Here is a 23058-nt window from a genome sequence, read left to right on the forward strand (position 1 = left end):
AATGAAAAAAACAGCATGGGTCTTTTTAAGTCTTGCCGTATTGGCAGCAGCGAGTGCAGCAACTGAGGTTTCAGCAGCTGAAGCGGCTTCTTACACCTCAAATGGGGCGGTTGATTTTATTCCAAATACCGATCCGACGAACCCAGTCAATCCAGAAAATCCAGATCCAGAAAACCCAGTCAATCCTGTGGATCCAACCGATCCAGATGGACCAAACCCAGGAACAAATGGACCATTATCGATCGATTATGCCTCTAGCTTAGATTTTGGCGTCAATAAAATCTCCAATAAAAACGAAGTCTATTATGCACGAGCACAAGGGTACTTGAATGACGATGACACAGTTTCTACATTAAAAACTGCCAATTATGTTCAAGTAACGGATAATCGCGGTAGCAATGCCGGTTGGCGGTTGTCTGTGAAGCAAAATGGTCAATTCAAAAACGAATCGACGTTGAATCAAGAATTGACAGGTTCTGTCATTACCCTAACAAGTCCTGCCGTTAAATCAAATGCGGTCGGCGTTACTGCTCCAGTGGCAGAGGCGACGATCACATTGGATGCAGCAGGTGCTGAATCAGTGGTGATGACCGCAGCAAATCAAACGGGTGCTGGAACATGGGTCAACGCTTGGGGAAGCGTTGAGACGGTCACTGAAATAGATAAGGATGGCCAAGAAGTACAAGCAGATGTTACCAAAGCAGTCGCACTTTCTGTACCCGGCAGCACACCAAAAGATGCCGTTAGCTACACGACTACACTAACTTGGGTATTATCAGATACACCAGGAACGGAAGGATAAGGAGTATAGACATGAAAAAAACACTAGCATTTCTCTCAGTATTAGGGCTAAGCTTCGCTGCTCCTGTGCTGGCACAAGCAGCGGACAGCGCAGAATACAATTCAAACGGACAGATCACTTTTGAACCAAATACAGACCCAACCAATCCAATCAGTCCAACAGACCCAGATCCAGAAAATCCGATCAAACCAGTTGACCCAACGGACCCAGATGGACCAAATCCAGGAACCAACGGACCGTTATCGATTGATTTTGCTTCAAGCCTTTACTTTGGTACGCAAAAAATCACCTCAAAAACAGAGATCTACCATGCGGAAACCCAAAAATACGTAGATTCAGCAAATGTGAATCAAGAAGGACCAAATTTTGTCCAAGTGACAGACAATCGGGGAACAGAGAGCGGTTGGACATTGAATGTTCGCCAAAATGGTCAGTTCAAAACAGCAGAAGATCAAGAATTGACCGCCGCGCAAATTCGCTTGACGAAGGGAACTGTAGTAACACCTTCCTTGTCACCAAAACCATCAAATGTAAGTTCAACGATCACATTGAATCCAAATGGTGCTCAATCCTTAGTGATGAGTGCCCAAGATGGCGAAGGGGCAGGGACCTATCTAATGAGCTGGGGCGATAGTTTAGCTGCAGCTATGGACAGCATTGAGTTGGAAGTTCCAGGCTCAACGACAAAATATGCCAGCCAATACAACACCACGTTTACTTGGTTACTGACAGACACACCAACAAACCCATAAGTACCAGCTTTCTCCTTGAACCCTTTCGTGGTTTAAGGAGAATACATAGAAAGAAGGGACATCCATCATGAAAAAAATCAACCAGCTTTTGGCGCTCCTATTCGCAAGTATTTTCTTTTTTGTACCAACGATAGGAACCGCTTCTGAATTTAACTTTGCCGTCAATCCCGTAATTCCAGAAAATCAAATCGATAAAGAAAAAACGTACTTTGACTTGAAAATGGCGCCGGGTACGGTACAAACCGTTGAAGTTCAATTGCGTAATGACACCGATCAAGAGGTCGTCATCGCACCAGTGATCGCTTCAGCTACCACAAACTTAAACGGAGTCGTGGAATATGGCGAAAACGACATCGAAGCGGACGAAACCTTGCCTTATGATATGGCTGATTTGATTGAAGTGGATGAAGAGATCACGATCCCCAAACAATCCCAAATCACCTTGCCCTTAAAGATCACCATGCCTTCAGAATCCTTTGAAGGGGTTATCGCAGGCGGATTGACCTTAAAACAGACGACAGAGGAAACCGATACTGCTGACAGTGAAGAAGAGCAAGGGTTAGCTATCAAGAATGAGTATGCCTATGTCGTTGCGATTTTACTGCGTCAAAACACAACAGAAGTTTCACCGGATCTAAAACTGCTGGATGTTGGACCAGGTCAAGTCAACGCCCGAAATACTATCAATGTCACTCTTCAAAATCCTGAAGCAGCTTACTTGAATTCATTACGCCTGATCAATGAAGTGAAGAAAAAAGGTGATAGCGACGTCTTGTATTCTTCGGATACCTCACGAATGCAAATGGCACCTAATTCCAACTTCTCGTACCCAATCTCTTTAGAAGGACAACGTTTAGAAGCAGGGACCTACGTGTTGACTTCCGTTGCCTATGGTGGAAAAAGCGATGAAGGGCAATACAAAATTGAAAATGAAGAAGGCGAAGAAGAAAGCTATCTCTATAAATGGACCTTCGAAAAAGAATTTACAGTGACGGGAGAGGTCGCACGTGATCTTAATAAGAAGGATGTGACGATCGAAACAGATTACACATGGCTTTACTTCTTGATCGGCGGACTGTTGCTACTACTCGCCTTGCTGCTGCTTTTATGGTACCGACGAAAGAAAAAAAATGAAACGGATGAAGCGTGAGCACCTTGAGAAATGCTTGATCGATGGGTTGATCATCGTAGGTATCCTTTTGCTGGCACTGCCTTTTCTAAAAGAAAGCATCGTCAGTTGGCAATTACGCACCACGCAATTGACGATAGCCACCCAGCTGCCGGCAACGATCCCAGAAGAAGAAACGATCCAAATGCCAGCTCTGTCAGATGTATTGGCGCCTCAGCCGACAACGATCACTGGGTACGGCTTTGTCGCAATCGAGGCGATCGATTTCCAGCAGCCGCTGTTGGTGGGACTAACGAATCAACAGCTGCTGAGAGGCGGCGTCGCGATGTTTCCCGAACGTTCGTTGAAAAATAGCAATTTTGTCGTTTTAGGGCATCATCTTGGCAGACAAAGTTTGTTATTTGGTCAATTGCTAGAAGCACAGGTGGGGATGGAAGTATCAGTGACCTATCTCGAGGAGAGTCAACAGTATATCATCACGGATAAAAAAACCGTAGACGAGTCGGACTTGTCGGTGCTAGAGGAAGAACAGACACCAAAATTGACCTTGATCACTTGTCCTACGCCTACTCGAACAGAAGAACGGTACGTGCTGACAGCAATTCCTGTTGAGCAGGCAACTGCCGATCACCCACAAAAACCAGCGGCGACAATCAGCACGTCGAAAGCAGCAAAAGTGATGGTTGAAAAACAAGAAACGGTATGGAAACAACAATCAATGAAAAATTGGTTTCTTTTATTTGTTATTTTATTTATAATTAGTGGATGTCTGCTGGGCGCCCATAAGTTGTTGGACCGTTCAGCATCGTAGAAACATCATCAGAAGATGCGCTGATGATAAGGAGGGTGAATAAAATGAAACGCAGATTTGGCTTTGTCATTGGTGCGTGCATGATTATCGGAATGATCGATCTTGTTACAGAACAAGTCGTTTTTGCGACCATTTATAATCCGCTGGACCCCTCAGAAGAAATCGTCCCGACGGACCCACCAGAAGAAATACCAGAAAAAGTGGAGGAACCGCCAACTGAAATGGAAGAATCCAAAGAACAACCCGCGCCTGAACCAGAAACCGTTTCGAAAAAAGAGCCGGAGCGATCCTCACTGTCAGAAAGCAGTTTTTTGGAAAAGCAAAAACATTTTGCCCAACGAGTCATGCTGGAGGATGTCTTTGCGCCGGATCGTTTGAACGTCGATCTAGCACTGCCAGGAAATAATACAGATGGTGATGGCGATGATAAGCCTTCTTATCTTGCCAGCTTGTGCTACTTATTTTCAGGAAACGTCCTTTATGGCCAAAAAAACAATGGAGGCTTGAAAACGCATGTTTGTGACATTTTTGAATAAGGCGGACAAACGAAAATTGGTGATGCTGCAATATTTGGAAAACGCAGTCGCTCTTTCGGAAACGAAGGAAACATTGATGGATCAATTGACCATGTCGGAATTTTTGATCAACAAAACCGTTCAAGAATTGAATCTTGATTTTTATGAACTCGGATTGAACGAGGAATTTGAGATCGTGACGGATGGGACGGTCATTAAACTGAATGCCTCGGGGCTGGCAACTTCCGATACACTGCTGACCTATTATTTGGATCAAGCGTTGAAATTTTCCATGTTGAAAGAATGTTTTTTTGAGCAATTGTCTTCTTTATACGAATTTGCCACCAATCACTATTTAAGCCATAATCCCGTCTATAAAGAATTTAAACAGTTCAAACTGATCTTGAAAGAATATGATATTGAAGTGACGAAAGAATTTCAGCTGGTTGGTGAGGAAAGTGAGATCAGGGAATTTATTTTTCTCTTTTTTATGAAGGAGTACTATCTGAATCATTCCCCTTTTCCAAAAGAAATCCTAGAAAAAGAAAAGACCTTTGATCGTTTTAATGAAAGCACCTGGCTGAAACCAGAACAGTCTGCTCGCATGCGGATTCGCAAGAAACATTATCTAGGAATCGTTTTGGCACGGATGACGAATGGTCATTACCTGCAAAACAGCGTGGAAAATGATTTAGTCTTGCCCAAACATCTCGTGATCATTGAGGAATTGAAACGCTGGCTGCAGGAGATTTTGACGATCACCGATCAAGAAGTGCTAGAGCGTGAAGCTCGAGATATTTTGCGCTTTTTGATCGTTGAGGGCTGGCTGATCGACAACAATAGCTACATCGATCAAGAACAAACCTATATCCAACAATTAAACGAGCATTTTATTCAAGCCGTCCAACAGCAGTTTTCCTTAACCGCGGACACGTTGGCACTTCTTCATGCTGAAACGACAACGATCCATTATCAGCTCTTGTCGTTTTCCTTTAGTTCTCGCTATGAATACCAATATATGGATGTGACGTATTTTCTTGAAACCTATCCAGAATATGCTGCCTTTTGCCGTAACTATCTGGAAGAAAGCCGCAACCGGCCGATCTTATGGAACAATAAAGAGTTTTTGTTTTTCAGGTACCTGATTCTGTTGATTTCCACGATTCCGCTAAAAGAGATTTTGGTTCCCTTGTATGTTTGCGTGGACTTTTCATTTGGCGATTCCTACAATCAGATGATCCAAAAGAATATCGAAAAAATCCTCGATTTAAATGTCCAATTCCAAAGTTACCCAGATGATCATACGCATCTGATTCTTTCAAACTTACCCTTTTATGGTGTATTGGGGATCGACCATATCTTATGGCTGGCACCACCCAGACCCATCGACTGGGCCAATTTCACTGAAAAAGTCAGTGTGATTCGAAGAGAACAGTTTCAAACCAAAATGGCACAATGAGTAACCTGCCGTTTAACTATCGAAAGCAACGTCTGCCTCAAATGGAGGCAGGCGTTTTTTGTAGAAACCTGTCCTATTTAAAAAGCGCCCAGGAATCTATTGCTCTGATGAAGGTTTCGGGGAAGGTCTGTGAAAAAGGACCATTTGATAGGATTTTTTTTTGCAGGAAAATTTGGTATGATAGAAAGAGAAGAAAAAGAGGTGCCCTATGATGGATGGGAAACAAACGAAGGCTGTGATTGGCCAGACATTGATCACCCTTTGTGAGACCAAAGAAGTGAATAAAATCAGCGTACAGGAGATCGCCGAAAAGGCGCAAGTCAATCGGCAGACGTTTTACTACCATTTTCCTGATAAAAAAGCTTTGATCCAATGGATCTATCGGCAAGATGCCCTGATTTTTTTGACGACAGAAGATGTCTCCCTTGATAATTGGGAAGAAGCCGCCTTGCGCATGCTGAAAGCAATGAAACAAGCGCCGGCCTTTTACCGCAAATCACTGGCTTATGACCGCGAAATCTTAATGAGCGGATTTCTACAGATCACAGAACCGCTTTTTCAGCGCTTGTTCTTGGAGGTCGATCAAGAGCAGCAATTGACGAAACAAGACATTCTATTTTATAGCCGGTTCTTTTCCTACGGCTGCGGAGGCATTTTGGAAAATTGGATTCACAACGACTTTCCAGAGACCCCTTTAGAGATTGCAACGCAATTGTTTCGTTTGGCGAAGGATGTGGAATTTTTTGGCCACCAAATCTATGAAAAAGAGGAGCAGTGAGCGATGACAAAAGTTTTATTTGTTTGTTTAGGTAATATTTGCCGTTCCCCCATGGCAGAAGCTATTTATAAATCAGAAATAGCAAAACGCAAATTGGATTGGCAGATCGATTCGGCAGCGACCAGCTCATGGGAAGTCGGACATTCTGCTCATCCCGGAACCAAAAAAAGATTGCGTCAAGCAGGCTTATCCAGCGAGGGACTCATTTCACGGCAGATCACAGAAGCAGACTTTGCCAAATTTGACTGGATCATCGGTATGGATCAAAGCAATGTTGAAACACTTCAAGCGCTGGCACCTACCGATACCACCGCAAAGATTCGTTCGTATTTGAGTGTTGTTCCTGGCAAAGAAACCGCGGAAGTACCAGATCCTTATTATACAGGAGATTTCGAAGAGACTTATCAACTGCTACAAGAAGGAATTCCTTTTTGGCTAGAGGTTATTTCTTCTGAAAAATAAGGCGTGTTCGCTTGTATTTTACCAAAAATTTGCTAAAATAGAACCATGGAAATGCGAACGTATGTGTGGTTTTTATAAACTGCTGCAACGCGCAGAAAGGAATGTCCAATGGAAAAGAAACCATCGCCCATCAAACAATTGGGCAAACTCATTGTGATGACATCCACAACGTTGCTGGATACCTTTTTCAGTGATGATGCTGACAAGAAGAATCAGTCTGAAAAAGTCAAAGAAATCCAGCGAACGCTGCAAGAGGCAGCCGCTGCCAAGCACCTGGTCGTGCTGCAAGTAAAAACAGAGAAATTGGGTGGTTTTGAAACCGTTACCGGCTGGATCGTCGGCAAAACGGTAGCAAAAGAACAAGTTGTCTTGAAATTACAAAGCGACCGTCAGCAGCTGCGGATTATTCCCCTGCATCATGTGCTGAAAGTTAGCACCTTGAATACAAAACCTGGCTTGTAGACAAGCCTGTGCATAGCAAAAAAACCGCTGCGTCATTAGACACAGCGGTTTTTTTATTGCTGGTTAAGCGTGCTTGTTTTTGACTTCTGCGAGTCGCCAAGCGGTCATCACAGCGATCAGTTCGTAAGGGATCGGCTGTGCAAAAGGAAACTGAACCGCCCCTTTACTGGTTTTGTAGGGTTGTAGGTCTTTTTGGAAGGCCGTGATCGCAGAAGGCGTGGGATAAAAGCCAAGATGCTGTTTGGCGCAGGCAAAATGCACGATAGTTTCTCCCTGATGATAGGTAGGCATTTGATAACTGATTTTTTCAACCGCTTCAGGTAAAACGGCTTTGATGGTTTGACGGACCTTTCTTAAAATCGCTTGTCGTTCTGCTGGAGCTGTTGCAATGTATTGGTCAACTGTCGTAATGGCTTTTGTCATAGGACACCTCCTGCCTTTAGTATACGGCAAACCCCGTAAGAAAAAAAGGAGCCTGTCAGTGGGTAGCTGACAGGCAAGGAGTAAAAATGAAAAGTGTTAGTTAGGGTTGTTTGTTGGGTTATGTATACTATACTGTCCAAATATGAATTTTTTGTGGAGAAAAGATTGGAAAGTGTTTAAGTTTGCTGGCTGCGAAAAGAAGCAAAAAAAGACCCGTCGGTGGGTGGCCGACGGGAAGGAGTTAAAAATGAAAAAGTGTTAGTTAGGGTTGTTTGTTGGTATACATAGAGTATACGAGATAAATATGAATATTTTGTGACAAATCTTTTCGGAAGTTCTTAAGAAACCGTAACGGTTTGATTACAGAGAAAGGTTCTTTTCATCAAAACGGTTTTTCAAGGTACGATACAAATCAATGTATTGCCGATCATCTGCCGCATAATCCCAAATATAACTCATTTTTTCTGGTTTGAGTTTTTTCATCAACTGATTGGAACTAACGATGACATCATAGTTTTCTTGCTGGTTTAGATCATAAGGTTCTGCTGCTACGAAGGTCAAGTCATGTAAGAATTGATTCAATCCTTGAACGACTAAGAAATTGTCTTCTAACGCAACCCCTACCCGTAAACGATTCGAATAACGGATTTGATCATAAAACGGCAGCAGGGCGTGAGTATACATCGTTGCCATCTGCTCTTGGTTTTCATCGTTGATATAGTCCACCGCGGATTCTTCGCGATAACTCGTTAAGAATTCATCGATTTTTTGCTGCAGCTGCTCTTCAGCAGACCCGCGATTGATCGATGGCGTCAGCAAGCGATAGATATTTGGAAACGGCTGACGGAAAACGTAGTTGCCGAAAGTCACATTGATTAAATTGCCCACGACCAATGGCTCATCTAACAGGCCAGGTTGTGAAGCAAAGAAGGTTGCTTTCATCTCTGCTAACAAGTCTGCGACTAATGGATAAACTGGGTTTTGTTTGCTTGAAAAGAATTGCAAGGTTTGTTGCAACGCTTCTTCTTCAGGACTCAAATAGAATGGGAAGATTTGCGCCATCAAGTAAATAAACCCTGATTCGCCTTTTAATTGTTTGTCTGTCATTGAAACTTCAGGATCAACGACTTGTGTCAAACGCTCAAAATCGAAATATGGATTATTTTTCATTAGGAAATTGTACCGCTTGTCGTATTTGGCAAAATTTCCTTTTTTGATTCGTAAAAGAATCAAGGCGGCGAAATACTTCAACTCTAATCGGCCAAGATAAGAATGAGTCATTGGGAAGTACTCCGTGAATCGATCCACCATTTTTTCTGTCTCACTCTCAGCGATCGCAAATGGCCATTCTATTCCACGAGTACCTAACCAAATGATATTGAATAGGGAGAGCCGCACAAGACGCTCATCGCCCACCAAGTTTGATTCAGTGTACGTAAAGCGAAGCTGAAATTGCTTCAAATGTTTTTTTAGATGTTCAAATTTGCGAGACACCGTTGAACGACTGACATCGTATTTTGCACAAAAATCCGTGATCGTAGGATGGTCTTCATTCAGCATGTAAAGAACATATAAGAACGGAACGCTTTTATTCAATAAATAGAAGCGGTATTCATCGATCGTTACCGCGATATTCTGAGGCTGTAATTTACCGCCACGACCGAGTATCGACATATGATCCGGAGTTAACTCAGTTAGATCTTGGTCGATCTCAGTCAACTCTATAAAAGCTTGTTGGTAGCTTAACTCCATTTCCTTTGCCAATTGTGCGATTGGGTGGCTAGGGTTTTGCAGAGTCAGCATACGCCGGAATATTTTAAATTTAATTAATGTTTGCGGGTCCATCATAAGTTCTTCATAAAACATAGGTATCCTCCTTTGTGGCTCTATTGTATCTTTTTTTTACGAAACTGTCAGTCTTTTTAATCAAAAAAATAGCCTACCCTTTAAAAAAAGGTAGGTTATTTTCATCTTTTTAACTAATTTAGGCTGAAACAGGGTCTTTTTTGAACCACGACCATAGCAAACCGATCAAAAATCCGATCGCAGCCGGTACGACCCACCCCATCCCGATTTGGAAGAAGGGCAGATATTCTGACGCAAAAGACAAGATTCCTTGCACGAAAGCGTTGTTGGTAATCAGTGCAGGACTTGCATTTAAACCGTCGATGATTGCAGCGATCAACGTGAAGTATGTCGTCATTCGATAGACACTGGCACGATGATGAAACAAGGGACTGATGATCGCCAACAAAATCAACGTGATCGCCAGTGGATAGATAAACATCAAGACTGGAATAGAAAACTCGATGATATTGGTCAAGCCGACATTGGCGAAGATCGCTGGCAAGATACTTGTCAAAGCGATAAAGAACCCGTAGCTTTGCTTGGGAAACAATCCAGCAAAGGTTTCGGAAAAAGCCGTGATCAAACCAATGGCAGTTTTTAAACAAGCGGAGATAACGATCAAAGCCAACAACAGACTGCCAACGGTGCCAAGGTAATGATTGGCGATTTGTGCCAAAGCGATTCCCCCGTTTTCGCTGATAGGAAATTGCCCTAGACTTTTGGTTCCCATATAAGAAAGTAAGGTATAGATGATCCCCATCAACACGATACTGACAGAACCAGAAAGGATCGTGTCTTTTGCGACTGTCGTGGGTTTTTCAACCCCCATATTGCGAATCGTCGAGACGATGATGATCCCGAAGGCTAAAGATGCCAGCGCATCAAGGGTATTGTAGCCGTTGGTGAAACCAGTAAAGAAAGCATCGCTTTGATAGCTAGGATAGATCGGCGCATCGCTGATGGTTCCTAGAGGTTGCCAAAAAGCAAAAAACAGCAAAACGCCTAGTAAGACCAGAAATAATGGATTCAAAAATTTCCCTACATAATCTAAGATTTTGCTTGGTTTACGAGAAAACCACCAGGCAGCGCCAAAGAAGAGGGCAGAAAACAACGCCAATAACCAAGTTTGCATGTCAGATGAAACATGGGGAGCGATCCCGATCTCATAAGAAGTGGTAGCCAAACGGGGCAAAGCAAAGAACGGCCCGATCACTAAATAAAGCAAAATCGTAAAAATAAGTGCGTAGCGTCGATTGATTCGAGAAGCTAATTCAAAAACACCGCTGCTCTGGGAAACCCCAATGGCGATCACCCCTAAAAACGGTAAGCCGATCCCTGTTACTAAAAAGCCAAGATTGGCCAAGCCGACATTCGCACCGGCTTCTTGTCCCATGTGGACTGGGAAAATCAGATTTCCCGCACCAAAGAAAAGACCAAAAAGCATTGATCCAACATACATATAATCCTTAAACTGTAACTTTTTTTCCATAAATGAAAGCTCCTATAATTCCTTAGTTTTAAAAAAAATAACAAAGTTTCTAACAAATAGCAATGGTTTTTTGTGATTTTTTGATAAATTCTGACAATTGTCGTTTAGAGAATAAAAAAACACTTAGCATTAAATTCTTCCAAGCGTACTGAAAAAGGACGAAAAAGCTCGGAAGAAGATCGCTAAGTGTTTCAAGACAGAAAATTAATTCAACACACGGGAAAGGAATTCTTTGGTGCGCTGTTCTTTTGGATGAATAAAGATATCTTCAGGTGTCCCTTGTTCGGCAATGACACCTTGATCCATAAAGATGACCCGATCAGATACTTCTTTGGCAAAGCCCATTTCGTGGGTAACGATCACCATCGTCAAGCCAGTATGAGCTAACGTATTCATGGTCTTCAACACTTCACCGACCATTTCTGGATCCAGTGCAGAAGTCGGCTCATCAAACAACATGACATCTGGATTCATCGATAAGGCACGGGCAATGGCTACCCGTTGTTTTTGTCCGCCTGAAAGCTGGGAAGGCTTGGCGTTGGCATATTGAGCCATACCGACTTGCTCCAGATTTTCTTTGGCAGTCGCTTCTGCTTCTTTGCGATCACGTTTCAAAACAGTGACTTGTCCCGTCACGCAGTTTTCTAATACATTCATATTGTTGAATAGGTTAAAGGATTGGAAAACCATTCCTAGATGCGTACGGTATTTCGGCAAGTCATAGCCTTTTTCCAGCACATTTTCACCTAAGTAGATGATTTGCCCACTGGTTGGTTTTTCTAACAAGTTGATGCAGCGAAGAAGTGTGGATTTTCCTGAACCAGAAGAACCGATGATCGTGACAACTTCTCCTTTATTAACAGACAAACTGATGTCTTTTAAGACTTCGTTGTCGCCAAAACTCTTTTTTAAATGGTCAATTTCAATGATTGCTGACATGTTCTTCCTCCTTATTCGTTCGGGTTGATGTCTTCTAATTTGACATACGCACTGGGACCATCCATTTTGCGTTCAACAAAGCGCAAGATCTGGGTGGCACTGATGGTCAAGACTAAGTAGATCACACCGATGATCGCAAATGTTTGGAAGTATTGGAAGTTCGTTCCAGCGGCTGATGTACCTTGGAAGAAGAGGTCCGCAACACTGATGACACTTAAGACGGCAGTATCTTTGATATTGATAATGATCTCATTTCCGGTAGCTGGTAAAATATTGCGCATTACTTGCGGCAAGACGACTTTGATCATGGTTTGCCAATGGGTCATTCCGATGGCTTGAGCTGCTTCAAATTGGCCGTCATCTACAGCAAAAATCCCCCCACGAACGATTTCAGACATGTAGGCACCCGTATTGATAGAAACGATCAGCACGGCTGCCAGCGTGCGATTCATGGAGACGCCAAAGGCTAGAGCCGTTCCGTAGAAAATAACCATTGCCTGAACCATCATTGGGGTACCGCGGAAAACTTCGATATAGATGGTCAGCAGGCCGTTGACGATTCGTTGGAAGAAACGTCCTACTGGATTTTCTGAAAGCGGCAATGTCCGGAAGATACCGACTAAAAGACCGATGATCAATCCGATGATCGTTGAAAGGATCGCGATGAATAAGGTCAAGCCAGCGCCTCGTAAAAAGAGCATGCCGTAATCATCAATGATTTTTTTGAAATCAGCGATCAGACCTTGATCCGCCGTTTCTCCGCTGGCATCTGCAGGCTGATCTAAGACTGCTTGATCCATCAGGGAAACCCGTTCTTCTTCAGAGATTCCTGCAAGGATCTCATTGACTTTTTCAACATCTGGATCGCCTTTGCGCATCCCGACTGCTACTTGGACGTCTTCTGGGTTGGTTTCAAAACCGGCCCCTTCATCGAACTCGACCATCTTCAAATCAGGATTTGCTCCGACGGCAGTGACGCCTTCTGGTCGTTCGCTGACGTAGCCGTCAATGATGCCCGAAGCTAAAGCAACGCGCATGGAGGAGAAGTCCCGCATGGCTTGTTCTTTTTGGACCTCAGGGATTTGATCAATGACCGTATAATGGAAGGTATTCAGCTGAGCAGTGATTTTTGCCCCCGAAAGATCGGCGAGGCTTTTGGCATCGGCGAATGCCCCATCTTTACGTACTACGACCACCAAGTCGGATTCATAGTAAGGATCAGTAAAATCAATTTGCTCGCGGCGTTCGGCCGTTGGTGACATACCAGCGATCACGGCATCGATAGTCCCTGCTTGTAAAGCTGGCGGCAGACCGTCCCATTGGGTTTTAACGATCACTAATTCCTTGCCTAAACCTTCAGCGATTCGTTTGGCGATCTGGACATCGTAACCGCCGGCAAACGCAGAGCCTTCTTCCCCAGAAATAGGCACGGCACCATTGGCGTCCGTCGTTTGCGTCCAGTTGAAGGGGGCATAGCCTGCCTCCATACCGACACGGAATTGTTCCGCAGGCGTTTGGTCATCCGCTTGCACGGTTAGGGGCAGCTGAATGAGGGTTAGACAGAGGGCGAAGACCGCCCAGATCCAATTATTTTTTTTCATTTTATCTCTTTCCTTTCACGAGTTGGACAAGCAGGTAAGGATGAAAAAGCAAAAAAACAGCCGTACTCCATGATTGGAAAACGGCTGTTGACAGGTCATCGTCGACAAACCTTTCACAAAACATAGCGCAACTTAGACAAGCTAAGACAGTCCGCAAATTGTTCATTTGCGGCCCAACAAAATCGATGCAAGCAAAACCGATCTTGTTTCGGCGATGTTCCCTAGCTCTGCTGTAAACGTGTTGCTTCACTCAGCAGGATTAATGAACCTCGCGACCTCTACCTAAATGTTAAAGGGTACTCGTATTTAATTTGATTCTTCTCAGAGTTTAGAAGAAAAGCACCCAAATGTCAATTCTTTTTAACAAAAAAACGACCATTTCCCTATTTTTATCAAAGAGAAAGCGGATCGTTTTTACGAGTGTCTATTGGAACCCTTAAGCGACTTTCGCTTTTGGTTCACGGCCTAAAATAGCTTGGATGACTGTCAAGCCAAGCAATAAGCCAAGTGCTAGATAGATGAGGCTTGAGTATTGTGTAACGCCCCAATCTTGTCCCAAGGTACGGTAAACCACAAGGACGATGGCTTGAATGATTGCTGTGATGACATTTAAAAAGCCAAATGCCCATAAATTGCCATTTTCTTTACGTGCTAAATAGAAGATAGAGAAATATAAGCTGACTGCCAACCAACCGAAACTGATAATGATCATTGCCCAATAAATAATAGCTGCTACCAATGTATTTCACCTCACTTTGATTCGTGACTAGTTTACCACGTTTATTGTTCCTTGTCATGAAGGAATCTCTTTCTTTGTGAGGCAAAAAACAAAGCGCAAAAGCAGTAATGAAAAGATCGTCTGCTACATTTGCTATTGGTGGGTTTGCTGAAAAAGGGATGATTTTTCTCACTGGGGCTATTTTCAGCTGTGTATAATAGAAATAAGTTGTTTTTTGCAAAAAAATACGAGTTAAGAATCAATTAATAATTAGTTAATAGCTGATTTAGATCTGCTTGCTAGAATGATCACAGAAGCAAGCAAGGAGGAAGTAGAAATGGAAAATGTTCTTAAAATCAAAGGATTAAACAAGCGTTACGGCAAACAGCTGGCGCTGCATGATGTCGATCTAACGATCGCCAAAGGAGATATTTATGGATTGGTAGGGAGAAATGGTGCTGGGAAGACGACCTTACTAAAAGCGATCGTGCAGTTGATCCAACCCACCAGTGGCAGTCTGCAGTTGTTTGGTGTTGAAGGCGGCAAAGCCTACATCCAGATGCTGAAACGGGTCGGTAATGTGATTGAGACCCCAGTCGCTTACGACCAATTGACCGCAGAACAAAATTTGAACTATTATTGCAAAATCAGCGGGGTGGTGGAACCTGATGCCGTTAGTAAGGCACTGGCATTTGTTGGTTTGACCAATGTCGGCAACAAGAAATACCGTGATTTTTCTTTAGGGATGAAACAAAAACTGGGCTTAGCGATTGCTTTGTTGAATCAGCCAGATTTTCTAATTTTAGATGAACCGATCAATGGCTTGGATCCTGTCGCGATCGTTGAATTTCGAGAGTTGCTTTTACGATTGAATCAAGAACGCGGCATGACGATTTTGATCTCCAGCCATATTTTAGAAGAGTTGTACTTAGTGGCTACACGCTTTGGGGTCATTAGTGAGGGGCGTCTGATCAAAGAGATGACCAAACACGAATTCGATCTGATGGCGAAACGGTTTATTCAATTAGAAGTCGATGATGTAGCCACAGCTAGCCGCTTACTGGACAGTCAGCTGATTTCTGAATATAAAGTTGTCAGTGACCACAAGATCCACATCTACCAAGAAAATGTATTGATTCGTGATCTAATCCGTCAATTGGTTTATGAAGGGATCGCTATCGACCAGATTTCTTTTGAAGGGGAAAACCTAGAGTCGTATTTCAAAGAGTTAGTGACAAGTGAAGGGGGAAATTAAGATGTTGAATTTTATTCGGGCAGATTTGTATCGTTTATCTAAAAGTAAAAGTTTTTGGATCACAGAAGGAATTATTTTATTGTTGGTGATTTTAGCGGTTGTTTCAAATGGTGACGTGGGAGTCACCCTGGGAGATAGTACGCAAACCACAGGCAGCCTTGCCGAAATGACGGGCTTTCTTGCGATCCAGACCAGCCTGTCTTCCATGTTATTGTATTATTCACTGCCGTTAGTGATGCAAGTTTTAGGGAGTGAGTACACGAAAGGGACGATGAAGAATATCATTACCGTCGGTGTTTCTAAACCCGCCTATCTCTTTGGAAAATTCTTGGTGTATGCGTTGGTACTTGTCTTGCAAATTTTGGCTATTTGCTTAGTGAGCTTTGTTGCGGGAACGATCATTGGCGGTACCGGCTTTGAAGACATCTCTCAGCTAGAAAACTTAGTGTATTATTTCGCTGGCTTTGTATTGATCTTACTGGCTACCTCATCTTTTGCCTTGTTGGTGTTGTATTTGACCAAAAATACAGCAGTCAGCGTGTTGGCGACGATCTTTATTCCGATGGGCTTTGCGATTGCACGTTTTTCTTTGCCAACCTGGAAATTCTTAGAATACTTGGATTTCCAAGGCGGATTAGAGATGGTGACTATGACCACTTTCAAAACGTGGGAAATGGTTCAACCAATTTTTGTTGGGAGTCTGATTAGTTTGTTGCTTTGTCTTTTGGCTGCACATCTGGTGTTTAAGAGACAAGAATTATAAAGAAAAGAAAAACGTCCAACAGGACCGACCGCAAAAGGTCAGACTGTTGGGCGTTTTTGTCCGTGTAGCCAGTGTTTAATGGGACTTAGCAGACTGCTGCCAAGCCAAAGTCAAACGAAACGTCTCTTCGGTTGTATCCAATTGAATCTTGCCCTCTAATGCATGAGTCAATGCCGCGATGATATACAGACCAAGTCCAGCTTGCTGTTTGTGCCGTGAAAGGTCTTCCGTATAAAAGCGGTGAGTCAATTTTTCTGGATGCTGGATCGGTGTCCTCAGCTGATTTTCCTGTTGGAAAACGATGCGATCTCCTTGTTGTTTCAAGCGGATCGTTCCCGTTTCATTGCCATGTTCCAGCAGATTACCAAGGACATTTTGAAAAATACGCTGCCAACTTTTTTTATCTGAAATGATCATGATATTGGGTTGGATCGCAACCGTCAGTGATAAATGGTTTTCCTCAAAAGAAGGATAGAGCTGGAGCAGTTCCTCCTCCAGCAAACGAGAAAGATCGAATTCTTCTAAGGTCAAAGCCAGTTGATTGTCTTTGAGGCGCTGATAGGTCAATAACTGTTCCAGATGATTTTCGACTTTTTCTAGGTTACTGCTGACTTTTTCCAACAGCTGCAGCTGTTGGTTGTTGAGGGTCGTATCGGCTTGCAGCAGTTGTGTGTAGCCGCTGGCGACCGTTAAAGGGGTGCGCAAGTCGTGAGAGATATTTTGAATGGCTTGTTCCAATTGCTGGTTTTCTTGCAGCATTTGATAGTGTTGCTGCTTATTTTTTCTAAGTATCTGATTGTTTAACAAGGCGATCGCTTTTAAAGCGGGCACTCGGGTCTGCAAATGGATCTCTTGATTTGTTTCGATTTCGCTGATTCTTGCTAATTGCTGGTGGTACTTTTTCAGATCATACAGTAAAAATAGCCAGTAACCGATCAATAAAGCAACGATCAAGGCAGCGAAAAACTGAAGTATATGCATGGGGTTCCTCCTTTTAAGCTAACTTGATGCCGATGCCCCAGACAGTATCGATATACGCTTCCTCTGGATCGAGTGTTTTGATTTTGCTGCGTAAATGGCTGATATGGACATTGATCGTGTTTTCTTCACCGTAATAGGGTTCTTGCCAAACAGCTTCATAGAGCATTTCTTTCGTATAAACTTTTTTGGGGTTGGCTAAGAGCAGGGAAAAAATCTCAAACTCCTTTTTCTTTAACTGAACCGTTGCTTCTCCTCGTTGCAGCTGAAACGAGTCAGGCAACAGTTGAATGTTTTTATACGAGAGGCTGCTGGCAACAGGAGGGGCTTGTTTATTTGTGCGCAACTGAACAATGATACGGGCTTTTAATTCTTCGACATTGAAGGGTTTGGTCAAGTAATCATTGGCACCCGCCAACAAAAGGGTGGAAACATCAGCTGGTTCATCTAAGGCAGTCAAGATAATGACGGGTACCGTAGAGGTTTGGCGAATCTCTTGCAAGACTTGTGTCCCATCTTTACCAGGGAGCATTCGATCTAGCAAAATCAAGTCGAAAGCATCTTGCTGAAAAAGTAGCAGACCTTCCGTGCCTGAATAGGCTTGCTGGACAGTATAGTCAGCTGCTAAAATAGTAGCCAACATTTCGCTGATCTCATTGTTGTCTTCGATAATCAAAATTTTCATTTGGTTTTCCCATTCTCCTTGCATTTGTTGCATCTATTATAAGAAATTCCGCACGAAAAAGCATTAGTTGCTTTTAAAAAAGAAAATGGCTGATTTTTCGCAAAAACGGTTCTTTTTCGGTTAGAATAAGAGAAAAGCCATAAAGGAAGTTAGAACGATGAAGGTATCTATTGAGCAAGCAATCGCAGCGGTCACCGCCGCATCATCCGTGACCTTTTTGACGGGGGCTGGTGTTTCGACCCCATCTGGCATTCCTGATTACCGTTCCTTAAAAGGGGTCTATCAAGGAGTGGCACAGCCAGAGTATTTGTTAAGCCATGACTGTTTAGAAAACGAACCGGAAACATTTTATCAGTTCGTTAAGCACCTCTACCATCCTCAAGCACAGCCTAATATCATTCATCAAAAAATGGCTGAGCTGCAAGCGAAGAAAACCGTCTGGGTCGTTTCGCAAAACATCGATGGCTTGCATGAAAAAGCAGGCAGTCACCAAAGAATCGATTTTCACGGCTCTTTGTACAACTGTTATTGCCGAAAATGCGGCAATCAGGTACCTTGGCAAGCGTATTTGCAAGATTGGCACCATGCAGGGTGCGGTGGTCAGATTCGGCCAGCGATCGTGCTTTACGGGGAAGGATTTACTGATGAAACCATTGAAGGAGCCATTCAAGCCGTTGCTCAAGCCGACCTGACGGTGGTCGTGGGGACTTCGCTGCAAGTCTATCCTTTTGCAGGGCTAGTCGATTACAGCCAGCAGGTGTTGGTCATCAATAAGGAACCATTGGCGATCCCGAATGAATATGGCATGTTGACCGCAGCAGCCGAAACGTTTTTCCAGAAAATTGAATGAAGGAGTTTATGATATGACACAACGTACCGAAAAAGAGAAAATGATTGCTGGCGAATTGTACTTTTCCCCAGATCCAGAATTGGTGGCAGATCGAAAATATGCCCGTGAACAAATGAACCTGATCAATCAAGAAACTGATACAAAAATCAAAGAGCAGTTACTAAAAGAAACTTTCGGCTCTGTGACTGGTCGAATCTATATCGAACCGAATGTCCGCTTTGATTATGGCTACAATATTTCTGTCGGCAAAAACTTCTATGCTAACTACGACTGTGTGCTATTAGATGTTTGCCCGATTACCTTTGGCGACAATTGTATGCTGGCACCCAATGTTCGGTTGTTTACGGCGACGCATCCATTACATCCGGTCAAACGAAACAGCGGCTTAGAATTAGGGGCACCGATCGTGATTGGCGACAACGCATGGATCGGTGGTGCGGCCACGATTTTGCCAGGGGTCCGCTTAGGCAACAATGTCGTGGTAGGCGCTGGCAGTGTCGTTACCAAATCATTCCCAGACAATGTTGTGTTGGCGGGAAATCCAGCACGGGTCATCAAGACGATCGATTTAGAAGAAGAAAACAACCAGCAAGATCCCTTGGCTGTTCAGCGGGCAGCGATCGATGACATTGATTGGCAACTCACGCATCTTTTGGAAAAACGTATGAGCACGGTCAACGAAATCGTACAATTGAAGAAAAGCAGTCAATTGCCAGTATTAGATGAAAATCGTGAAGAGAAAGTGCTGGAAAACATTCGGCAGGCGATTTCTAATCAAGCCTATGAAGAAACGATTTTGGCTATGTTTCAATCAATTATGAACCACTCAAAAACCTATCAAGAGAATCAATTGGAGGAATGAGTATGGATGGAGGAACACGTCGAGAAAACATTTTAGCGGCATTGAAGCAAGCGGACAAAGCGATCAGTGCCAGCAAACTGGCAGAATCCCTCGGAGTCAGCCGTCAAATCATCGTTGGGGACATTGCCTTATTGCGAGCAGCTGGTGAAGCGATTGTGGCTACGGCTCGCGGCTATCGTCTGCAAGCGCTGTTGGATGAGGCAGGGCATGTAAGTAAGCTAGCGGTGCAGCATCGACCTGAACAAACGGAAGAAGAATTGCGCATCTTTGTCGCTTGTGGTGTGGAAGTGGTCGATGTCATCGTTGAGCATGAGATCTATGGAGAGATCACTGGCAATTTGCAGATCCAAACAGACCAAGACGTGACTGATTTCATCAACAAAACCAAACATGCAGAAGCCCGCTTGCTCTCAGATTTAACCAATGGGGTACACTTGCATACGTTGCGCTACACCGATCCTGCGGCTCTGGAAAAAGCCAAACAACAGTTAGCAGAAAAAGGCATGCTCTACCAAAATTGAGGAGTGAAGTGATGCAAGATGTCTTATTGATCATTGACTTGCAAAATGGGGTCTGTCAAACAAATGACCAAACAATTGACCATTTGTCGGAATTATTGCTGTTCGTCAACCAACGAATCCAACGATATCGTAAAGAAGAAAAACCAGTTATTTTTGTTCAGCATGAAGAGGAGGCGTTGCCCTACGGTAGCAAAGCATGGCAACTGCACCCAGCATTGGCCTATGAACCAACGGATCGTTTGATTCGAAAAAAACACGCCAATAGTTTTTTTCAAACAGATCTACAAGCGGTCTTACAGACAAACCAAGTGCGTAGTATCGAATTTGCTGGTGCTCAGACGGAATATTGCCTTGATGGCACGATCAAATTCGCGCATGGTCTGGGTTATCAAAACGTCGTGTATGCCCAAGCCACAACGACGTATCCAAGCCGAGGACGATCAGCAGCTGAAATCATTGATTGGTACGAAATGATCTGGCAAGGACGCTTTGCGGAAGTCTTGGCAAATCCTCAGATGAAAAAATTGTGATTTTTTGTTGACAAGGCGTTCATTTTCCAGTAAAGTACTCTTCAACAAGAATAATGAATCTGTTGAGAAGGAAAGTAACCGCGGATACTTCAAAGAGAGACTCTGGTTGGTGGAAAGAGTCAAGTCAGAAGCGATGAAAAATGGCCTTGGAGGATTGATTGTCGATAAGTAGGCAATCACGGATGCGCACTACCGTTACAAAGTGCACCAATCTCTAGCACGACTAGACGTTGGGTTGAGGGAAGGGAAACCTTCTAAACAAAAGGTGGTAACACGAGTATTCGTCCTTTTACTAGCAAACGCTGGTAAAAGGACTTTTTTTATACCCAAAATCAAATAGCACCACACACGAAGAATTGGTAAGTACAAAAGCACGTTTTTTCAACAGAGAGCTTCGGTAGCTGAAAAGAAGCATCAAACGACTTTTAGAAAATGGCCAAGGAGTGATTCGTTCCGAGCAGTGGTTTGCAAGGCGACGACGGTAGCGACCGTTATCTGGCTAGAGTATGATCGTACTCGAAAAGGAGCTGTATGTGAGTGCAGCTTAAACTGAGGTGGTAACACGCAAAAAGGCGTCCTCAAACAAGTCACAGGTGACTTGTTTGAGGATGCCTTTTTTTATTGAAAAAGACAAGAACTAGGGGGAAGACGATGATTTCATTAAAAGACATATCAGTAACATTCAATCAACCAAAGAAACCCGCGATCCAAGCGGTCAAAAACGTATCGATCGAGATCGACAAAGGGGACGTTTACGGCATCGTGGGCTACTCAGGCGCCGGGAAAAGTACACTCGTCCGTGTGATCAACTTATTGCAGCGCCCAAGTAGCGGCAGCGTCGTCGTCAATGGTACCGAGCTGACCACGCTTTCTGCGAAAGCCCTGCGAGAAAAACGGAAAACGATCGGAATGATCTTTCAGCACTTCAACTTGATGGACAGCCGCAATGTTTTTGATAACGTGGATTTCTCCTTAAAATACGGGGGACGGTCCAAACAGGAACGTCATCAAAAAGTAACCGAGCTGTTAGCATTGGTGGGATTGGAAGAAAAAGCCCAAGCGTTTCCTAGCCAACTATCTGGAGGACAAAAACAGCGGGTCGCGATTGCCAGAGCGTTAGCGAATGATCCAGAGATCTTGCTTTGTGATGAAGCAACCAGCGCCCTTGATCCGAAAACGACCTTACAGATATTGGCTTTGTTGAAAAAATTAAATCGAACCCTCGGCTTGACCATCGTGATCATTACTCATGAGATGCAAGTCGTCAAAGAAATCTGCAACAAAGTGGCAGTGATGGAAGATGGCGAAGTCATCGAGCAAGGTTCAAGCGTTCAGATTTTCAGTCAACCAGAAAAACCATTGACCAAAGATTTCATCCGAACGGCGACGCACATCGACCAGGCCTTAGAAACGATCCTTGGCAGTTCGAAGTTTTCTTCCTTGGCACCAAATGAATGGCTGGTGGAGCTGTCCTACGTTGGCGATCAAACCAATGAACCACTGATCGCTCAATTGTACAGCCGCTACAAAGTGACCACCAATATTCTTTACGGCAACGTGGAGATCTTGCAAGAAGTGCCGATCGGCAGCTTAGTCGTTAGCTTATCAGGCGAATACCAACAGCGTAAACATGCCTTAGAATACTTGAAGGCTCAAGGAGTTTACACCAATATTTTAAAAGAAAATCATGCAGAACCATTAAACAATGTGATTAAAGGAGGATTTTAGATGGCTGCCTTATTAGAAAGATATTTTCCCAATGTTGTTGCGATCCAAGATGAATTTGTGACAGCAACGATCCAAACCTTGTATATGGTTTTTTGGACCTCTTTGATTGCGGGCATCTTAGGTATCTTGTTAGGGATCGTCTTGGTAGTAACTCGACCGAATGGGATTTTAGAAAATCGACCGCTCTTTGAATTTCTCGATAAAGTCATCAATGTGGTCCGCTCGATCCCCTTTATTATCTTATTGACGTTACTAGGAACCTTTACCCGATTCCTTGTTGGAACGACCATCGGCGAAACAGCAGCATTGGTTCCTCTGATTGCTGGGATCATCCCCTTCTTTGCTCGGCAGATCGAGATCGCCTTGCTAGAAGTTGACCCCGGTGTCGTAGAAGCAGCTGAAGCGATGGGCACCAGTCCTTTCGGTATCATTTTTCGGGTCTATTTACCAGAAGGCGTGGCGGGAATCATTCGGGTCTCTGCATTGACTGTGATCAATGTGATCGGATTGACCGCCATGGCAGGAGCTGTTGGGGCTGGTGGTTTAGGCAACTTAGCCATCACCCGCGGGTACAACCGATTCCAGACCGATGTCACGATCATGGCGACCTTGATCATCTTAGTATTCGTTTTTATCAGTCAATTTGTCAGCAACCTACTCATTAAACGAGTATCACACTGACCACCACTTACGTACAA

25 protein-coding genes, 1 riboswitch and 1 other annotated feature are annotated in these 23058 nt (G+C 43.7%); of the genes, 17 read left to right on the forward strand and 8 right to left on the reverse strand.

Features of this window, described 5'->3' with window-relative positions:
- The first annotated feature begins 1 nt into the window (after position 1).
- The 9 genes from QN079_RS01755 to QN079_RS01795 all read left to right on the forward strand — a co-directional run bounded on the left by QN079_RS01755 (position 2) and on the right by QN079_RS01795 (position 7170).
- Positions 2–802 (forward strand): WxL domain-containing protein, encoded by an 801-nt coding sequence (locus QN079_RS01755; RefSeq protein ID WP_123833741.1) that lies wholly within the window; start codon positions 2–4, stop codon positions 800–802.
- Between the two features lie 11 nt (positions 803–813).
- Positions 814–1554, forward strand: coding sequence for a WxL domain-containing protein (locus QN079_RS01760; protein WP_060792398.1), 741 nt, complete (start codon positions 814–816; stop codon positions 1552–1554).
- Between the two features lie 67 nt (positions 1555–1621).
- A complete protein-coding gene (locus QN079_RS01765; protein WP_289230314.1) occupies positions 1622–2704 on the forward strand; it encodes a WxLIP family cell surface protein in 1083 nt (360 codons plus the stop codon).
- On the forward strand, positions 2694–3494 hold the full coding sequence (locus tag QN079_RS01770) for a class A sortase (RefSeq protein ID WP_289230716.1): 801 nt from the start codon (positions 2694–2696) through the stop codon (positions 3492–3494). The genes QN079_RS01765 and QN079_RS01770 overlap by 11 nt, the downstream gene beginning before the upstream one ends.
- 44 nt (positions 3495–3538) lie before the next feature.
- Positions 3539–4030: a hypothetical protein gene (locus QN079_RS01775; protein WP_289230315.1), complete on the forward strand. Its 492-nt coding sequence runs from the start codon at positions 3539–3541 to the stop codon at positions 4028–4030.
- Positions 4008–5468, forward strand: coding sequence for a helix-turn-helix domain-containing protein (locus tag QN079_RS01780; RefSeq protein WP_289230316.1), 1461 nt, complete (start codon positions 4008–4010; stop codon positions 5466–5468). The genes QN079_RS01775 and QN079_RS01780 overlap by 23 nt, the downstream gene beginning before the upstream one ends.
- Positions 5469–5676: 208 nt before the next feature.
- Positions 5677–6246: a TetR/AcrR family transcriptional regulator gene (locus QN079_RS01785; protein ID WP_289230317.1), complete on the forward strand. Its 570-nt coding sequence runs from the start codon at positions 5677–5679 to the stop codon at positions 6244–6246.
- Positions 6247–6249: 3 nt separating this feature from the next.
- The gene (locus QN079_RS01790) at positions 6250–6708 is read left to right on the forward strand and encodes a low molecular weight protein-tyrosine-phosphatase (protein ID WP_289230318.1); all 459 of its coding nucleotides are present in this window, start codon (positions 6250–6252) and stop codon (positions 6706–6708) included.
- 108 nt (positions 6709–6816) lie between these two features.
- Positions 6817–7170, forward strand: a complete 354-nt coding sequence (locus tag QN079_RS01795) for a hypothetical protein (protein ID WP_005227192.1) — start codon at positions 6817–6819, stop codon at positions 7168–7170.
- 63 nt (positions 7171–7233) lie between these two features.
- On the opposite strand, the gene QN079_RS01800 is transcribed toward QN079_RS01795, so the two are convergent.
- From QN079_RS01800 to QN079_RS01825, 6 genes are all read right to left on the reverse strand, one after another.
- Complete coding sequence (locus QN079_RS01800) at positions 7234–7593, reverse strand: iron chaperone (protein WP_289230319.1); 360 nt, start codon at positions 7591–7593, stop codon at positions 7234–7236.
- A 360-nt stretch (positions 7594–7953) separates the two neighbouring features.
- Complete coding sequence (locus QN079_RS01805) at positions 7954–9459, reverse strand: helix-turn-helix domain-containing protein (RefSeq protein ID WP_005227194.1); 1506 nt, start codon at positions 9457–9459, stop codon at positions 7954–7956.
- Between the two features lie 118 nt (positions 9460–9577).
- Entirely contained in the window at positions 9578–10930 is a 1353-nt protein-coding gene (gene brnQ, locus QN079_RS01810) for a branched-chain amino acid transport system II carrier protein (protein ID WP_086338985.1), read from the reverse strand.
- A 204-nt stretch (positions 10931–11134) separates the two neighbouring features.
- Entirely contained in the window at positions 11135–11869 is a 735-nt protein-coding gene (locus QN079_RS01815) for an amino acid ABC transporter ATP-binding protein (protein ID WP_005227196.1), read from the reverse strand.
- An 11-nt stretch (positions 11870–11880) separates the two neighbouring features.
- Positions 11881–13470 (reverse strand): ABC transporter permease subunit, encoded by a 1590-nt coding sequence (locus QN079_RS01820; RefSeq protein WP_016609561.1) that lies wholly within the window; start codon positions 13468–13470, stop codon positions 11881–11883.
- A 115-nt stretch (positions 13471–13585) separates the two neighbouring features.
- A riboswitch (Lysine riboswitch) is annotated at positions 13586–13759 on the reverse strand.
- Between the two features lie 147 nt (positions 13760–13906).
- A complete protein-coding gene (locus QN079_RS01825; protein WP_289230320.1) occupies positions 13907–14209 on the reverse strand; it encodes a hypothetical protein in 303 nt (100 codons plus the stop codon).
- Positions 14210–14525: 316 nt separating this feature from the next.
- On the opposite strand from QN079_RS01825, the gene QN079_RS01830 reads away from it, so the two are divergent.
- Positions 14526–15443, forward strand: coding sequence for an ABC transporter ATP-binding protein (locus QN079_RS01830; protein ID WP_010748672.1), 918 nt, complete (start codon positions 14526–14528; stop codon positions 15441–15443).
- Position 15444: 1 nt separating this feature from the next.
- Positions 15445–16206: a DUF2705 family protein gene (locus QN079_RS01835; RefSeq protein ID WP_010748673.1), complete on the forward strand. Its 762-nt coding sequence runs from the start codon at positions 15445–15447 to the stop codon at positions 16204–16206.
- 75 nt (positions 16207–16281) lie between these two features.
- Here the strand turns inward: QN079_RS01835 and QN079_RS01840 are convergent, their stop codons facing one another.
- Together QN079_RS01840 and QN079_RS01845 are read right to left on the reverse strand one after the other, a co-directional pair.
- On the reverse strand, positions 16282–17187 hold the full coding sequence (locus QN079_RS01840; RefSeq protein ID WP_015508849.1) for a sensor histidine kinase: 906 nt from the start codon (positions 17185–17187) through the stop codon (positions 16282–16284).
- 13 nt (positions 17188–17200) lie between these two features.
- On the reverse strand, positions 17201–17869 hold the full coding sequence (locus QN079_RS01845; RefSeq protein WP_015508850.1) for a response regulator transcription factor: 669 nt from the start codon (positions 17867–17869) through the stop codon (positions 17201–17203).
- A 157-nt stretch (positions 17870–18026) separates the two neighbouring features.
- Between QN079_RS01845 and QN079_RS01850 the strand changes: the two genes are divergently transcribed.
- The 6 genes from QN079_RS01850 (at position 18027) to QN079_RS01875 (ending at position 23041) form a co-directional block, all read left to right on the forward strand.
- On the forward strand, positions 18027–18719 hold the full coding sequence (locus QN079_RS01850) for an NAD-dependent protein deacylase (protein WP_015508851.1): 693 nt from the start codon (positions 18027–18029) through the stop codon (positions 18717–18719).
- Between the two features lie 13 nt (positions 18720–18732).
- On the forward strand, positions 18733–19581 hold the full coding sequence (locus QN079_RS01855; protein ID WP_005227205.1) for a chorismate mutase: 849 nt from the start codon (positions 18733–18735) through the stop codon (positions 19579–19581).
- On the forward strand, positions 19578–20102 hold the full coding sequence (locus QN079_RS01860; RefSeq protein ID WP_005227206.1) for a transcription repressor NadR: 525 nt from the start codon (positions 19578–19580) through the stop codon (positions 20100–20102). The genes QN079_RS01855 and QN079_RS01860 overlap by 4 nt, the downstream gene beginning before the upstream one ends.
- Positions 20103–20113: 11 nt before the next feature.
- A complete protein-coding gene (locus tag QN079_RS01865) occupies positions 20114–20632 on the forward strand; it encodes a cysteine hydrolase family protein (RefSeq protein WP_289230321.1) in 519 nt (172 codons plus the stop codon).
- 53 nt (positions 20633–20685) lie between these two features.
- Positions 20686–20924, forward strand: a binding site (T-box leader).
- A 359-nt stretch (positions 20925–21283) separates the two neighbouring features.
- Positions 21284–22360 (forward strand): methionine ABC transporter ATP-binding protein, encoded by a 1077-nt coding sequence (locus QN079_RS01870; RefSeq protein WP_005227207.1) that lies wholly within the window; start codon positions 21284–21286, stop codon positions 22358–22360.
- The gene (locus QN079_RS01875; protein ID WP_010748680.1) at positions 22361–23041 is read left to right on the forward strand and encodes a methionine ABC transporter permease; all 681 of its coding nucleotides are present in this window, start codon (positions 22361–22363) and stop codon (positions 23039–23041) included. It begins immediately after the preceding gene.
- Positions 23042–23058 lie beyond the last annotated feature (17 nt).

It is taken from the genome of Enterococcus sp. FZMF, from assembly GCF_030263915.1.
In the GTDB taxonomy this organism is placed as follows: Bacteria; Bacillota; Bacilli; order Lactobacillales; family Enterococcaceae; genus Enterococcus_D; species Enterococcus_D casseliflavus.

What these genes read in the sequence shown, in the direction of transcription:
- QN079_RS01755 (WP_123833741.1), top strand. Translation starts at nt 2, where the DNA reads ATGAAAAAAACAGCATGGGTCTTTTTAAGTCTTGCCGTATTGGCAGCA.
- QN079_RS01760 (WP_060792398.1), top strand. Translation starts at nt 814, where the DNA reads ATGAAAAAAACACTAGCATTTCTCTCAGTATTAGGGCTAAGCTTCGCT.
- QN079_RS01765 (WP_289230314.1), top strand. Translation starts at nt 1,622, where the DNA reads ATGAAAAAAATCAACCAGCTTTTGGCGCTCCTATTCGCAAGTATTTTC.
- QN079_RS01770 (WP_289230716.1), top strand. Translation starts at nt 2,694, where the DNA reads ATGAAGCGTGAGCACCTTGAGAAATGCTTGATCGATGGGTTGATCATC.
- QN079_RS01775 (WP_289230315.1), top strand. Translation starts at nt 3,539, where the DNA reads ATGAAACGCAGATTTGGCTTTGTCATTGGTGCGTGCATGATTATCGGA.
- QN079_RS01780 (WP_289230316.1), top strand. Translation starts at nt 4,008, where the DNA reads ATGTTTGTGACATTTTTGAATAAGGCGGACAAACGAAAATTGGTGATG.
- QN079_RS01785 (WP_289230317.1), top strand. Translation starts at nt 5,677, where the DNA reads ATGATGGATGGGAAACAAACGAAGGCTGTGATTGGCCAGACATTGATC.
- QN079_RS01790 (WP_289230318.1), top strand. Translation starts at nt 6,250, where the DNA reads ATGACAAAAGTTTTATTTGTTTGTTTAGGTAATATTTGCCGTTCCCCC.
- QN079_RS01795 (WP_005227192.1), top strand. Translation starts at nt 6,817, where the DNA reads ATGGAAAAGAAACCATCGCCCATCAAACAATTGGGCAAACTCATTGTG.
- QN079_RS01800 (WP_289230319.1), bottom strand. Translation starts at nt 7,593, where the DNA reads ATGACAAAAGCCATTACGACAGTTGACCAATACATTGCAACAGCTCCA.
- QN079_RS01805 (WP_005227194.1), bottom strand. Translation starts at nt 9,459, where the DNA reads ATGTTTTATGAAGAACTTATGATGGACCCGCAAACATTAATTAAATTT.
- brnQ (WP_086338985.1), bottom strand. Translation starts at nt 10,930, where the DNA reads ATGGAAAAAAAGTTACAGTTTAAGGATTATATGTATGTTGGATCAATG.
- QN079_RS01815 (WP_005227196.1), bottom strand. Translation starts at nt 11,869, where the DNA reads ATGTCAGCAATCATTGAAATTGACCATTTAAAAAAGAGTTTTGGCGAC.
- QN079_RS01820 (WP_016609561.1), bottom strand. Translation starts at nt 13,470, where the DNA reads ATGAAAAAAAATAATTGGATCTGGGCGGTCTTCGCCCTCTGTCTAACC.
- QN079_RS01830 (WP_010748672.1), top strand. Translation starts at nt 14,526, where the DNA reads ATGGAAAATGTTCTTAAAATCAAAGGATTAAACAAGCGTTACGGCAAA.
- QN079_RS01835 (WP_010748673.1), top strand. Translation starts at nt 15,445, where the DNA reads ATGTTGAATTTTATTCGGGCAGATTTGTATCGTTTATCTAAAAGTAAA.
- QN079_RS01840 (WP_015508849.1), bottom strand. Translation starts at nt 17,187, where the DNA reads ATGCATATACTTCAGTTTTTCGCTGCCTTGATCGTTGCTTTATTGATC.
- QN079_RS01845 (WP_015508850.1), bottom strand. Translation starts at nt 17,869, where the DNA reads ATGAAAATTTTGATTATCGAAGACAACAATGAGATCAGCGAAATGTTG.
- QN079_RS01850 (WP_015508851.1), top strand. Translation starts at nt 18,027, where the DNA reads ATGAAGGTATCTATTGAGCAAGCAATCGCAGCGGTCACCGCCGCATCA.
- QN079_RS01855 (WP_005227205.1), top strand. Translation starts at nt 18,733, where the DNA reads ATGACACAACGTACCGAAAAAGAGAAAATGATTGCTGGCGAATTGTAC.
- QN079_RS01860 (WP_005227206.1), top strand. Translation starts at nt 19,578, where the DNA reads ATGAGTATGGATGGAGGAACACGTCGAGAAAACATTTTAGCGGCATTG.
- QN079_RS01865 (WP_289230321.1), top strand. Translation starts at nt 20,114, where the DNA reads ATGCAAGATGTCTTATTGATCATTGACTTGCAAAATGGGGTCTGTCAA.
- QN079_RS01870 (WP_005227207.1), top strand. Translation starts at nt 21,284, where the DNA reads ATGATTTCATTAAAAGACATATCAGTAACATTCAATCAACCAAAGAAA.
- QN079_RS01875 (WP_010748680.1), top strand. Translation starts at nt 22,361, where the DNA reads ATGGCTGCCTTATTAGAAAGATATTTTCCCAATGTTGTTGCGATCCAA.